12 protein-coding genes are annotated in these 12894 nt (G+C 64.3%); 2 read left to right on the forward strand and 10 right to left on the reverse strand.

Annotated elements, in window-relative coordinates:
* Window positions 1-28: 28 nt before the first annotated feature.
* On the reverse strand, window positions 29-616 hold the full coding sequence (locus CIT25_RS00625; RefSeq protein WP_095482653.1) for a thioredoxin family protein: 588 nt from the start codon (window positions 614-616) through the stop codon (window positions 29-31).
* Window positions 617-933: 317 nt separating this feature from the next.
* Window positions 934-1884: a heme/hemin ABC transporter substrate-binding protein gene (locus tag CIT25_RS00630; RefSeq protein WP_095482654.1), complete on the reverse strand. Its 951-nt coding sequence runs from the start codon at window positions 1882-1884 to the stop codon at window positions 934-936.
* 184 nt (window positions 1885-2068) lie between these two features.
* Between CIT25_RS00630 and CIT25_RS00635 the strand changes: the two genes are divergently transcribed.
* Entirely contained in the window at window positions 2069-4195 is a 2127-nt protein-coding gene (locus CIT25_RS00635; protein WP_095482655.1) for a TonB-dependent hemoglobin/transferrin/lactoferrin family receptor, read from the forward strand.
* Window positions 4196-4197: 2 nt separating this feature from the next.
* Window positions 4198-5283, forward strand: a complete 1086-nt coding sequence (locus CIT25_RS00640; RefSeq protein WP_095482656.1) for a siderophore-interacting protein — start codon at window positions 4198-4200, stop codon at window positions 5281-5283.
* Here CIT25_RS00640 and CIT25_RS00645 read toward each other — a convergent pair.
* The 8 genes from CIT25_RS00645 to CIT25_RS00680 all read right to left on the reverse strand — a co-directional run bounded on the left by CIT25_RS00645 (window position 5280) and on the right by CIT25_RS00680 (window position 12893).
* Window positions 5280-5717, reverse strand: a complete 438-nt coding sequence (locus CIT25_RS00645) for an aconitase X swivel domain-containing protein (RefSeq protein WP_095482657.1) — start codon at window positions 5715-5717, stop codon at window positions 5280-5282. The genes CIT25_RS00640 and CIT25_RS00645 overlap by 4 nt on opposite strands.
* The gene (locus tag CIT25_RS00650) at window positions 5714-6961 is read right to left on the reverse strand and encodes an aconitase X (protein WP_095482658.1); all 1248 of its coding nucleotides are present in this window, start codon (window positions 6959-6961) and stop codon (window positions 5714-5716) included. Before CIT25_RS00650 ends, CIT25_RS00645 begins: the two co-directional genes overlap by 4 nt.
* A gap of 66 nt (window positions 6962-7027) precedes the next feature.
* Complete coding sequence (locus tag CIT25_RS00655) at window positions 7028-8092, reverse strand: ABC transporter ATP-binding protein (protein ID WP_095482659.1); 1065 nt, start codon at window positions 8090-8092, stop codon at window positions 7028-7030.
* Window positions 8092-8880, reverse strand: coding sequence for an ABC transporter permease (locus tag CIT25_RS00660; protein WP_095482660.1), 789 nt, complete (start codon window positions 8878-8880; stop codon window positions 8092-8094). The genes CIT25_RS00655 and CIT25_RS00660 overlap by 1 nt, the downstream gene beginning before the upstream one ends.
* Complete coding sequence (locus tag CIT25_RS00665) at window positions 8880-9749, reverse strand: ABC transporter permease (RefSeq protein WP_095482661.1); 870 nt, start codon at window positions 9747-9749, stop codon at window positions 8880-8882. Before CIT25_RS00665 ends, CIT25_RS00660 begins: the two co-directional genes overlap by 1 nt.
* Before the next feature lie 27 nt (window positions 9750-9776).
* Complete coding sequence (locus CIT25_RS00670) at window positions 9777-10838, reverse strand: ABC transporter substrate-binding protein (protein WP_095482662.1); 1062 nt, start codon at window positions 10836-10838, stop codon at window positions 9777-9779.
* Window positions 10839-10893: 55 nt separating this feature from the next.
* Window positions 10894-11862, reverse strand: coding sequence for a PfkB family carbohydrate kinase (locus tag CIT25_RS00675; protein ID WP_095482663.1), 969 nt, complete (start codon window positions 11860-11862; stop codon window positions 10894-10896).
* Window positions 11859-12893, reverse strand: coding sequence for an ADP-ribosylglycohydrolase family protein (locus CIT25_RS00680; RefSeq protein WP_164547167.1), 1035 nt, complete (start codon window positions 12891-12893; stop codon window positions 11859-11861). The genes CIT25_RS00675 and CIT25_RS00680 overlap by 4 nt, the downstream gene beginning before the upstream one ends.
* Between the last annotated feature and the right edge of the window lies 1 nt (window position 12894).

Genomic DNA, 12894 nt, shown 5'->3' on the forward strand with positions numbered 1-12894 from the left:
GGCCGGCCGAGGGCGGCAGGTCGGGCTTTCAGGCCACCCTGGAGAACCAGACCGGCTCGTTGCCGGCGCTCCACTTGATGTTGCAGCCGATCGACGGCACCTGGTCGGCGGCCGGCGTTTCGCCCTTCAGCACCGCGTCGACGGCGGTGCGCAGATCAGCACCCGTCACCGGCCTGCCATTGCCCGGCCGCGCATCGTCGAACTGGCCGTGATAGGCGAGCCGCCGGTCGGCCGCGAACAGGAAGAAATCGGGCGTGCAAGCCGCTCCATAGGCTTTCGCCGTCTGCTGTGAAGCGTCCTTGAGATAGGGGAAGCCATAGCCGAATTTCTCCGCCTCCTCGCCGATCCGGGCCAGCGTCTCCTCGGGATGCGCCTCATGGTCGTTGGCGTTGATCGCCACCACCTGCAGCCCCTTGTCGGCATAGTCGTTGGCGAACGCCGCGAGAGCCTCGCGGATCAGCACGACGAACGGGCAGCGGTTGGAGATGAAGGCAACGAGCAGCGCCGGCTTGGCGTCGAAATCGGCGAGCCGATGCAGCGCGCCGTTGGCATCCGGCAGCAGGAAATCGGCGGCACTGGTGCCGAGATCGATAGGATTGGAGTTGGTTTTCGGCATCGATGCTCTCCCTTTGGGCGTCTGGCATTGCGGCATTCTCACCTTGTTAGGCTTGGTCGCGAATGCCACGGCGTCTAAATTCACTTAATCTATGAATTTAGTAGAATTATAGGCTGGAGAGGCCGTTCGCGGTCAAGCGGGCGGACTAGAATATCATGCCAATGTTTGTGCCGGCCCGGCAACTTTGTTCGGCCGGCAAGCGCCTCTGAGAAAACAGTGCGCCGGCCGAGAAGTGGCAGTGAATCAGAGGTCCGGCTGGATTAAGCGGCCATGTGGAGACTCAGATCAGGCCGGCATCATCAAATTAGCGGCGTTCCTCAATCCGCGTCCGCGACCTCTGGATACAGCGCCTGCGCCAGGTCGCGGATCGCGTCGGCGGTGCGTGGGCCGAAGCCGATCATGTAGGCGCCGTCCAGCACGATCAGCGTCTTTGTCTTCGCCGCCGGCGTGGCGCTCAGCGCGCGTGTGCCGAACACCTGCTCGGCGGTCGGGCCGCCCTTGCCGTCGCTCATCATCAGGATGACATCGGGCGCCATTTCGACCAGCTTCTCCTCCGACGCCGGCTTGTAGCCCTTCACGACAGCCATCGGATTGATGCCGCCGGCATAACGGATGATCGCATCGGCCGCCGTGCCGGCGCCGGCCGCGCTGAGCCGCACGAGGCCGTGGAAGAACACCACCTTCTTGCGGCGCTCGGCCGGTATTTTTGCGGTGAGATCGGCGGCTGCCCGCAAGGCATGGAGCACGCGCCTTGAAACCTCCCTGCCCTTGTCCTCAAGGCGAAGCGCTGCGGCGATCAGGGTAATCTTGCGCTCGATGCCTTGTGGACTGTTGTCTTCCGGCACGAAGACGACGGGGATCGCCAGCGACTTCAGCACCTCGACGGCCTCCGGCGGCCCGCTGTCTTCGGCCGCCAGGATCAGATCGGGACGAAGCCCGACCAGACCCTCAACCGAGAGCTGGCGCCGATAGCCGACATTGGGCTTTTGCGCGACGGAAGCGGGATATTTGCTGCCGCGATCGACCGCAATGATCCGCTCGCCGGCGCCCAGCGCATCGACGATTTCGGTAACGTCGGAACCGAGCGTCAGGATCCTGGTTGCCGGACCGGTCGCGACTGTCCGCCCTGATGCATCGACGACCGTCTCGGCGGCCAGCGCCTTGAACCCACAAGACGGCGCAAGAACAGAAAACGCCAACAGCAGCACCGCCATACTGCCCGGCCGAAACCAGCGCATTTGCCCGCACCCGCTATCACTGCCGACCATGCCATTTCGCTCCTGTGGTTAAAAATCCTGGAAGATGGTCGTGGCCTATAAAATTAAAGTTGACTAATGTCATCATGTTTCAATAAGTAGCCCTGCCCGACCGCCGGTCGAGGCATCTCCATCATGCCAGCCAGGGCCGACGGCCGCCGCCAGCAATCTTGCTTTTTCCGGGGGCGGCATCGCTATGAGACTGACAAGCAACAAGACCTTGATGGCGAGCACCGCGCTCGCCTTCGGACTCGGCCTGTGTGCCGCGCCGCCCGCCGCCGCGCAGGAGGAGCAGAAGCAAGGCGCCGCCGCCAAGGCCGACCGTCCGCCCAAGCCCTCCCAGGCCGAAGCGAACGAGCCGACCGTGCTCGATCTGATCACCATTTCGGCGACGATGATCAAGACGGCTGTCATCGACTCGATGGCAGCAATCAGTGCCGTCGATCAGGAAGAGCTCGAGCGCATCCAGCCCGACACCGCCGCCGACATCTTTCGCACCACCCCCGGCGTTGCCGCCTCGATGAACGGCGACGATCCGGCGACCGCCATAAACATTCGCGGACTGCAGCAGTATGGCCGCGTGGTGGTGACGCTCGACGGCGCCCGCCAGGACTACTGGCGCGTCGGCCACGGCTCGGGCTCGTTCTATGTCGAGCCCGAATTGATCAAGGATGCGACAGTCATTCGCGGCCCGGTCTCGAATGCCTATGGCTCGGGCGGCATCGGCGGCGTCGTCTCCTTCGAAACCAAGGATGCCGGCGATTTCCTCAAGCAGGAGGAACGCTGGGCGCTGAGCGAGAAGCTCGGTTATGAGAGCAATGGCGACGGCTTCACCACCAGCACCACCGGTGCCTACCGCTTCAGCGACGACGCCGACATCATCGGCAATCTCATCTATCGCGACCGCGACAGCTACACCGACGGCAATGGCGACACGGTGCCGTGGACCGGCGAGCGCATCACCAGTGGCTATATGAAGGCAACGCTGCGGCCGGCCGACGGTCACGAGCTGAAGCTTGGCGCCATCCTGCAGCGCTACAGCGACCAGATCACCGGATCGAGCGGCTCGACCTCGCCGACGCTCAGCCGTTACGACACCGACACAACCAATCAGACCTACACGGCCGCCTACACCTGGAAGCCGGACGACAACGAGCTGATCGACTTCAGTGCCAATGCCTACCACAACCGCACGCGCGCCGAGCAGACACAGGTCTGGCCGACTTCCGCGATCGGCAACTTCCGCTACTATGACGTCGCCACGACGGGCTTCAACGTGAAGAACTCCTCGCGCTTCGACGCCTGGGAGATGGCACATACGCTCACCTACGGGCTCGACTACTACTATCTGGAAGCCTCGTCGGAAGCCGCACATTTCGGCGCCGGCGAACAACAGGGCTATGGCGGCTTCCTGCAATGGCAGGGCGACTATGATAACTGGCTGCAGCTCATCGCCGCCATGCGCTATGACGGCTACCAGCTCGACGGTGAGACAAAGACCGTGCCGCCGGAGGAAGCCTCGATGTCGGGCGACCGCTGGTCGCCGCGCCTCACCGTAGGCGTCACGCCGCTCGAAGGCTTCCAGCTCTATGGCACCTATTCCGAAGGCTACCGGGCACCGGGCCTGCAGGACGTCTATCGCGGCGGCGGTGCGCACGGCTCTGGCGACACCTACGTGCCCAATTTGCTTCTTCAGCCCGAAACGGCGAGGAACTGGGAAGCCGGCGTCAATTTGAAATATGACGACATACTGGCCGCTGGCGACCTGTTTCGTGCCAAGGTCAACGTCTTCCACACCGATGTCGAGGATTACATCGAAGTCGACCTGCGCCCCGACGTAACGCGCACGGCGATCAATATCGGCGACGCCCGGCTGAAAGGCATCGAGGCTGAGGCGGTCTATGACTATGGCTGGGGTTTCGTGAACCTTGCCGGCGCCCTCATCGACGCCAAGGTCGTCAGCGGCGTTTACTCCGGCCAGGCGCTGACCAACACGCCGCTCGACCGCTTCTCGGCAACACTCGGCTTCAGGATGCTCGAAGACCAGCTCACCGTCGGCGCGCAATATCTCAGCGTCGGCAAGATCACGCGCACCAACCGCACCCAGCCGAACGAGCCGACAATCGTCGATGACGGCTTCGATCTGATCAACGTCTTTGCCAACTGGCGGATCAACGACCACGCCAAGCTCGATTTCGCTGTCGATAACGTCTTTGACACCGCCTACACCGACCCGCAAAGCGCATGGTCGACGTCGGCGGCGACGGAACAGGGCAAGGGCCGCACCTTCAAGGTGGCGCTGACCGGCAGGATCGGAGGTTGAGCGTGAGCGAAGCATCGGCAAGCGGACTGGCCTGCGAAGCGCGTCTGAACCTGCGCAACCTGCCGCTTTACATCGACCGTATCAGCGACCGGCTGCAGAGTTTCGATGCCGATGCCTCGCAAGAGGGGCAGCGGCTTGACTTCCGCTTCGCCTTCGGCGGCGCTTCCTTCGACATGGAGCGGCTGGTGATGCGGGCCAATGCCGCCGACCGCGACGGCCTTGCCCGCATCAAGGACCTGCTGGCCACCGCGGTCCAGGTCTATGCTAGGGAAGAAAACCCGGAGATCGTCTGGACCGGCGATCTCGCCGGGGAAACCCGTCTCGCCCAGTTCCGCGAGATGGTGGTCACCCATGTCGGCGATCTCACACCGCACATGCGCCGCATCCGCTTCGCTGGCGAGGATCTTTCTCGTTTTGCGAAATTCGGCGGCATGCATATTCGCATGCTGTTCCCGACCAGCGAAGTGCCCGATCCGCTCTGGCCCATGCTCGGCAGCAATGGCCTGCCGGTCTGGCCTTCGGACGACAGGCGTCCAGCGGCGCGCGTCTACACCATCCGCACGCTCGATATGGCCAACGGCGTCATCGACGTCGACTTCCTCGTCCATCCCGGCGAAAGCATCGGCGCTGCGTGGGCCATACAAGCGGCACCCGGCATGAAGGTTGGCATCATGGGGCCGGTCGGCCGCCCGGTGCGGCCGGCATCATGGTATCTCATGGGCGCCGACGAAACCGGCCTGCCGGCGTTGGCGCGACTTCTGGAGACGCTCCCCACCGAGACCAAGGGCGTGGCCTTCGTCGAGATCGCCGACGATGGCGAACGACAGGAGATCGACAACGCCACAGGCATTGAGCTGCACTGGCTGACACGGGACGGCGTTGCGGCCGGGCTCAGTGACAGGTTGGCGGATGCTGTCCAGTCGGTTGAATGGCCGCAGACCGGCTCGGCCTTCGGCTGGTTCGCGGCGGAAGCCGCCGCCGCCAAGATCGTTCGTGAACATTGGCGCGGTCAGCTTTCACTCGGCCGCGACCAGACGTTGGCCGCGGCCTATTGGCGCCGAGGTGCCGCCGGATTGATGGCCGGCTAGGTCAGGCTCACTATCGCTTGCCCATCCTCGTCGATGTCGATGGCGATCCGGTCGCCGGATACAATGCCCGACGTGTCGCAAACGACCAGCGGCATGCGGATGTCGTAGAGGAATTCGGCGACGATGGCGCCGACGGCAAGGATTGGGTCCGGCCGCTCCAGGATGATGCCGGCCGGCGCCGTACCCTTGCGGATCGCCTCGGCAAGTACCGACGAGGTGGACGACGAGCCTCGCCCACTCGCCATGACCAGGATCCGGTCGGCGACATTGCCGCCCAGAGCCGGGTGCGAATGGTCAATGATATCGCCCGTCTCGGCATCGACGCCGCCCCAGAAGCTGAGCGCTTGCGACAGCACCAGCGCTGAGCCTTGCGCCCTGCCGGCAAGCTGGAAAATGCCAGTTCTGTCCAGCGCTCGCCTGTCCTGCTCGCTCATCGCGTGCCCCGTACGACATGGCCGCCCGCGGCCGAGCGGATGCAGTCTTCCATGTCCCCGAACGCCACCGACACGCCGATATTGCCCGGTGCGTAATGCGCCCATTTACCGGAATTGGTCATCACCGCGCCATCGAGGCGCTCAAGGATCGACGTGACATAAGTGCAGGTGTCGGCGACCGGAATCAGGCCGAACGCGCCCATGCCAGCCAGAGCGCCCTCGTCCTGAAGCCGCGTCAGCGTCGCGCGCCCGGTGTTGACATAGATCGGGATGCCCCTGCCCGGCGCCACCTCGCGCAGCATCGGCAGCAGGCGCATCCACTCGTCGTGCGAGAAATGCGGCGTGCCTAACGAGACGGCCGCAAGCGGCGCGCCGTCGGGGACGCTCGACAGCTTGGCCAGCGCATTGTCGATGTCGGCGCGAGAGATCCGGATCGTCTCCTCCGGCGCCAGGCCATGCAGTGCCTCGTCGAGCGTCTGCGCCTCCGGCGTGATGCCGACGGCATGGAACAACGCCACGGCTCCGGTCGTTGCCGCCGCCGCGCCAAGCGCCTTCAACTGATCCTCGTCGCGGGGCTGCGGCAGGCCCGATATGACCGGGATGCGATCGCCGCTCCTTTGCCCGACAAGTAGTCCCACACCCACGAACAGCGCGTCGCTCGGCTCGATACTGCCAGTCAGCTCGAACAGGATCTGGCCGCGTCGATTATCGCTCAGATGCAGTCCCCAGGCCGGCGCGCGCCCGGTCATCGCGCAGCACAAGTCGATGAAATCGCCATAGCGGTTGGTCCGCGCTCCAATCACCGAATTGGCAAAGACGATGGCGTTGGACTCGCCCCAGGCGATCTGCTCGCCAAGGGCCGGCCGGAACCGCGTCTGATAGGGCGCGCAGGTGAAGGTCGCCTGGCAACCGAGTTCCAGATGCGCCTTCATCAAACGGCGTGCCGGCGCCTCTTGTGACGGCGGCATCTTCACCAGTCCGGGATGGATGAGGTCGAACGAGCCGACATTCAGCGTCGTCGGGACCCGAACGTGGCCGCCGCCCTCGATCAGCCTTTCGACGAAATCGAGGCTGGCCTGGCCGTGATACAGGCAGCCATCGATATGAGCACCGGCAATGTCTAACAGCTCGCGCGCACCGACCGCCTTCGAAAAGGCGACTAGGATCTTCATCGCGGCGGCCACGGCCGGGCCCTGCTCGCCCTGCAGCATCGACTGGTCGCCCGCATTCAGCTCAAGCATCATCAGGTATTTCGCTTTTCCGCATTGTGCCCGACCATGCTCTCACTGATTGCGGTCCGCCTGGCAAGATCAGTTCGCGGCGATCAGCACCGTACTCTCCGGCGACCAGCGCAGCACCACCTCTTGTCCTTCCGCCAACCTTTCAATGCCTGTGTTCTGCACGATGACCTTGAGCGTTTGCCCGTCGCGTTCGACGAAATAGGTGCTGTTGTTGCCGGCGAAGATGCGTTTGGAGATTTGGCCACGGAGCACATTGGCGTTCGGATCAGACGTTCCGGAATCGGTGGCAATGCGGATGCGTTCGGGCCGAACCGCGCAGCTAGCTTTGGCGCCGGCGGCAAGCGTCGCGCCTGCCCCGGCGGCAATCGCGGTGCCATCGACCAAGCGGATACCGGTACCGGTGGTGTCGCCGCGCAAGATGTTGGCGTCGCCTAGGAAGGTGGCGGCGAACTCGCTCTTCGGCCTGTCGTAGATCTCCTCGGGCGGTCCCTCCTGTACCAACCGGCCGTCGCGCAAGATGCCGATACGGTCGCTCATCGTCAGCGCCTCCTCCTGGTCGTGGGTGACGAAGATGGTGGTGATGCCGATCTCGCGCTGGATACGCTTCAGTTCTATCTGCATATCGACCCGCAGCGCCTTGTCGAGCGCGCCGAGCGGCTCGTCGAGCAAAAGCACACGCGGCTTGGTGACGATGGCGCGGGCCAGCGCGACCCGCTGGCGCTGGCCGCCGGACAGCTGATGCGGCCGGCGGCCACCGAGCTTGCCGAGCTGCACCAGGTCGAGCGCGCGCTGCACCTCGCTGGCGATAATTGCCTTGGCCTCGCCACGCACCGACAGGCCGAAGGCGACATTGTCGGCAACGCTCATATTGGGAAACAGCGCATAGTTCTGGAACACCATGCCGATGCGCCGCTTCTCGACCGGCACCCGCTCGACGCTCTCGCCGCCAATGGCGATGCGGCCGGAGTCGGGAAAATCGAAGCCGGCGATCTGGCGCAAGAGCGTGGTCTTGCCGCTGCCCGACGGCCCGAGCAGCGCATAGAAGCCACCGTCGGCGAAGTCGATGGAGACGTCGTCCAGCGCCTTGTGCGCGCCGAAACTGCGCGACAAATTCGATACCTGCACGCCGGCCATTATTTTTCTCCGCCGAATTTGAAGAACCGTGCCGTGAGCAGCATCAGCGCCATCGAGACGACGATGATGATCGTCGAGACCGCGTTGATCTCGGGCGTGAAACCCTTGCGGATCGCGGCGTAGATTTCGACCGGCAGCGTCGTCTGGCCCGGCGTCGACAGGAAGTAGGACACCACGAACTGGTCGAACGACACAGCGAAGGCGAACAGCCCGCCGGCGATGACCCCCGGCATGATCCACGGCAGCGTCACGCGCGAAGTTACCTGCCATTGGTTGGCGCCGAGCGACCGCGCCGCCTCTTCGAGTTCCGGTGCAAACGTCTGCAGCCGGGCCGAGACGACGACGATCACATAGGGCAGCGCCAGCGCCACATGGCCGAGCAGGATTGCAAACAGACCCCGCCCGATACCAACGCCGAAGAAGAAGATCAGCATCGCCGTGCCGGTGATCAGCCACGGAATGGCGATCGGCGGAAACAGCAGCGCTTGCAGGAATTTCTTGCCGCGAAATTCGTAGCGGAAAAGCGCTAGCGACGCCGCCGAGCCGAGCACGACGCAGATGATGGTGGTGATGATCGCAATTTCGAGGCTGTTCCAGGTGGCCGAGATCAACTGATCATTCTGCCACAACGAGGCGTACCACTCTTTCGTCCATTCGAACGGCAGTTGATAGAAGGGCGAGACGTTGAACGACATCAGCGCCATGATGATGATCGGGAGGTAGAGGAAGGCGAGCAGCACCCAGATGTAGAGCCGGCCGAGCCATTCCAGGATACGGGTCGTTGCCATCACGCAGCCCTCCGCAGCACCGGCGACGCCAATGCCAGGATGACCAGCACGACGGCCAACAGGATGAAGGAGAGTGCTGCACCCAGCGGCCAGTTGAAGACGGCAACGAACTGGTCCTCGATGACCGTGCCGTAGAAGGTGCCGGTGCGCCCGCCTAGGATACGCGGCTCCATGAACGAGCCGACGACGGGCACGAAGATCAGCGCCGCTCCGGCGACCAGCCCCGGCATGGACAGCGGGATGATCACCCATCTCAGCATTTGCAGCCGCGAGGCGCCGAGCGAGCGCCCTGCCTCGATCAGCGAGTCATCGATGGCCTGCAGCGTGAGGTAACAGGTCAGCACCATGTAGGGCACGTAGGAGTGCACCAGGCCGATGATGACGGCCGGATAGGAATACATCAGGTCGATGTTGATCTTGAACGGCAGCACGGCGTTGAGCGCGGTGTCGAGAATGCCGCCTTCGCGCAGCACCATCGCCCATGAGAAGATGCGCACCAGCCCGTTCGACCAGAACGGCAGGATGACAAGCAGGAAGATCGCCTCGCGGCTGCGTCCCTTCAGCACCTTGGCCAGCACATAGGCCGCGGGATAGCCGATGAAGACGCACCACAGCGTCACCTCGAGCCCGAGCCGGAGCGAGGCCAGCAGCAGCGTCCAGTAGAGCCCTTGCGAGAAGAAGGTGGTGTAGTTCTCCAGCGTGAACGCCCACGCCTTGCCCGACAGCGGCAGCTCGGTCATGAAGGAAAAGAAGACCATGGCCGACAGCGGCAGGAAAATCGCCACCGTCAGCCAGAGATAGGCAGGCAGGAGCAGGGGCAAAGCCGATCGCAATCCGCTCCTCGAACCGCTCGCGACCTGTCCAGCCATATGCCCTCCTCCCCGAAAAGCCGGCCGCTACTTCACATTCACCTTCAGTTCCTGCCATAGCGCCAGATAGGCTTCGCGCTGCGCATCGGTGATCGGCGCCTGGAACTGGATGCGCTTGGCCACATCGGGATCCCCCATCACCTTGCGGTTGAAGGCATCTTCCGGAAGCGCCGCGACCGCTTTGGTGTTGGCCGACACCGGCGCGCCAACCTTGGTGACCCATTCGACATAGAAGGACGGGTCGATCATGTAGTTGATGAAGGCCTCGGCGCCGGCGACATTCTTGGAGCCGACCGGAATGGAAAAGGCGTCGAGCCAGGCGACGGCGCCTTCCTGCGGGATGACCAGCGCGACCGGCAGCTTGAAATGCGTCTTGGCGCGGTCGGCCGAGCCGCTCCAATAGGTGCCGATGTCGATTTGGTTGGAGGCGACCATCTGGTTCCAGTCGTTCTCAGAACTCCAGAATGTCTTGATCTGCGGCATCAGCGAGGTCAGCTTCGTCTTGACCGCTTCCATGTCCTTGATGTCGTTGATGTCCTGGCCGGTGGCGATGGCGCCGAATTGGACCGCTTCGACAGCGTCGTCGCGAATGACCACGCGACCCTTATGGGCCTCGTTCCACATTTCGGTAATGCTGGTCGGCGGCGTCTCGAAGGCCTTTTCGTTGATGGCGAGCGCGGTCAAGCCCCACACCCATGGCACGCCATAGACCTTGCCGTCGCGGGCGAGCATGGGCGAGCCTGCCTTGTCCGGGCTGATGTCGGCATAGTTGGGGATCTTCGAAACATCGATCGGCTGGATCAGTTTTTCCGCCATGGCCTGGTCGTTGAAGGCGGCGTTGATCATGACGACGTCGTAGAGGCCGGGATTGGTCCTGAGCTTGGTCAGCATTTCCTGTTCGGAATTGAAGAAGTCGTTGACGACCTTGTTGCCGGTCGCCTTCTCGAAGGCCGCGATGGCCCAGGGCTCATCGGCCCCGTAGCCCTTCCAGTTGAGCACATGCACTTCGGCGGCAGTGGCGGCCAGCGTGAATACGGAGGTGACGACGGCAGTCGCCGTCAGGAAAGCAGTCAGTTTGGGCATGCGCATGTTCGTTCCTCTCATTGTTTGCCCGGTTGGCGGGGCTTGTTACGTCTTTAGGCTGTCAGGCCTCTTGCTCCCGGCCGTGCACGGTCGTCATTCGATCGTCATGGCTGAGGAATGTCTGGATCTCCTGGTCGGTCGGCGCGGACGACCCGCCATGGCGGGTGACCGAGAGCGCCGCCGCCGCATTGGCGTAACTTGCCGCCTCGAAGGGCGGCACGCCGCGCGACAGTGCGCTGACGAAGGCGCCGATATGCGTGTCGCCGGCGCCATTGGTGTCGACGGCGGCGACCTTGAAGCTGGGCACGGCCTGCCTGCTACCGTCTGCCAGCCGCACGAAGCAGCCTTTTGCCCCGGCGCGGATGATGACCCCGTCGGCGCTCGGGCAATGATTAGAAAGAAGCCCGGCGGCAATGGCCTCGACATCGCCGGCACCGGCGATCTGGACCGCTTCGGCGGTGTTGCAGCTCAGCCAGCTCGTGCGCGCAAGCACCCGATCGAGAATGGCGCGCGGAATGTCTGATATGACCGGCGTCGGATCGAAGACAAAGGGAATTTCCGCCGGCAGCGCCTCGATCCAGTCGGCCAGCGCATCGCGGCTGCCGGGATAGCTCAGCGTGTAGCCGGAGGCGAACACCCAGTCCCCCGGCGCAACCCGGACAGACGCCATCATGTCGAGATTGAGCATGCTCTCGGCGCCAGGCCACGACACGAAGGTGCGCTCGGCGTCGCCGCTGATCATGGCGACGCAATTGCCGCTATCTATCACTGGCGATGGTGGCGTCAGCGTTGCGATGTCTTCGGCGGCGAAGGCGGCCCGCAGGAAATCGCCATTCGGCCCGCTGCCGAGCTGGCCGCCGAAGGCGACCTTCATCCCGGTGCGGCTGGCCGCGACCATCATGTTGAAGCCGCCGCCGGCGACCTGGGCATAGCTCGATGCGGTCTTTTCGGTGCCGGGCGCCGGCAAGGCGTCGATGCGGTAGACATAGTCCACCACCGCGCTGCCGACATGGAGGAGACGGCCGCTCATGCCGCCGCATCCTTGCCGGAGCTGCTTTTCGCCATCCGCATAGCGACCAAGTCGGCGGCAAGAGCGCGCACCTGAGCAATATCGAGGCCTTTCAGCCGGGCGATGTTTTCCTGTGGCAATCGGGAAAAACCGGCGCAGGCGCCCGCCATGCCGGCGGCGATGGCCCCGATCGTGTCGGTGTCGCCGCCGAGATTGGCGCTGATGACGGCCGCCTGCCAGGGATCGCCGCCGGCGATTTCCAGCACCGCGAAGGCCGCAGGAACCGATTCCTGGCTGGCGACGCCGGTGCCGACCAGATCGACGATCAGCCGGATTCCGTCAGCGACAGCCTTGCCGCGGACGAGGTCCCTCCCCCAGTCGATGCGTGCGGCAATATCACCGCCGGTGACCCAGTGTCCGAGCACTGCGCCGCGCCTAGCCGCCGCGATAGCTCGGTCCGAAGCTGCGCGCCAGCCGCCGCCGGCAACGCCGCAACTGACAGCGGCGGCGACGGCAGCGGCCGAGGCGATGGCGATCGAGGTGTTGTGCGTGGCGCGGCAGGTTTCGGCGACCTTGGCGACCAGCGCGTCGAGCGGCTCGGCTGGCATCATGATGCCGACCGGCGCGATGCGCATGGCCGCGCCATTGGTGTCACCGCCGCTTCCGGCCTCCTCAGCCGGCACGCCGTCATTGATGGCATCGATGGCGCGCTTGGTCGAAGGTCCGAGCAGATCGTAGCTGCCGCGCGCCTTCACGTCGCGCTCCCAGTCGAGCAGTGCGTTGACCCAGCGCGTATGGTCGAAGCTATCGCCTGAAACAACTAGGATACGGCCGAGCAGCAGCGCCTGTTCGGTGTCGTCGGTGACAGTGCCGGCGACCAAGCCTTTCGATACCGGATGGTCGACGACGGGCGCAACGAAATCCTCGACATTGCCGTAGAGCTCGGCGATGCGGGCCGGCGACAGCAGCTGCGTCGGCATGCCGAGCGCATCGCCCAGCGCACCGCCGATAAGCGCCCCCATCGCTCGGTCGATCGCCTCGGCGGCGTCCATG

It is taken from the genome of Mesorhizobium mediterraneum (assembly GCF_002284565.1).
GTDB classification, from domain to species: Bacteria; Pseudomonadota; Alphaproteobacteria; order Rhizobiales; family Rhizobiaceae; genus Mesorhizobium; species Mesorhizobium mediterraneum.

Bases quoted from the DNA above. Each gene is read 5' to 3' on its own strand.
- CIT25_RS00625 (WP_095482653.1), bottom strand. From the start codon at position 616: ATGCCGAAAACCAACTCCAATCCTATCGATCTCGGCACCAGTGCCGCC.
- CIT25_RS00630 (WP_095482654.1), bottom strand. From the start codon at position 1,884: ATGGTCGGCAGTGATAGCGGGTGCGGGCAAATGCGCTGGTTTCGGCCG.
- CIT25_RS00635 (WP_095482655.1), top strand. From the start codon at position 2,069: ATGAGACTGACAAGCAACAAGACCTTGATGGCGAGCACCGCGCTCGCC.
- CIT25_RS00645 (WP_095482657.1), bottom strand. From the start codon at position 5,717: ATGAGCGAGCAGGACAGGCGAGCGCTGGACAGAACTGGCATTTTCCAG.
- CIT25_RS00650 (WP_095482658.1), bottom strand. From the start codon at position 6,961: ATGATGCTTGAGCTGAATGCGGGCGACCAGTCGATGCTGCAGGGCGAG.
- CIT25_RS00655 (WP_095482659.1), bottom strand. From the start codon at position 8,092: ATGGCCGGCGTGCAGGTATCGAATTTGTCGCGCAGTTTCGGCGCGCAC.
- CIT25_RS00660 (WP_095482660.1), bottom strand. From the start codon at position 8,880: ATGGCAACGACCCGTATCCTGGAATGGCTCGGCCGGCTCTACATCTGG.
- CIT25_RS00665 (WP_095482661.1), bottom strand. From the start codon at position 9,749: ATGGCTGGACAGGTCGCGAGCGGTTCGAGGAGCGGATTGCGATCGGCT.
- CIT25_RS00670 (WP_095482662.1), bottom strand. From the start codon at position 10,838: ATGCGCATGCCCAAACTGACTGCTTTCCTGACGGCGACTGCCGTCGTC.
- CIT25_RS00675 (WP_095482663.1), bottom strand. From the start codon at position 11,862: ATGAGCGGCCGTCTCCTCCATGTCGGCAGCGCGGTGGTGGACTATGTC.
- CIT25_RS00680 (WP_164547167.1), bottom strand. From the start codon at position 12,893: ATGGACGCCGCCGAGGCGATCGACCGAGCGATGGGGGCGCTTATCGGC.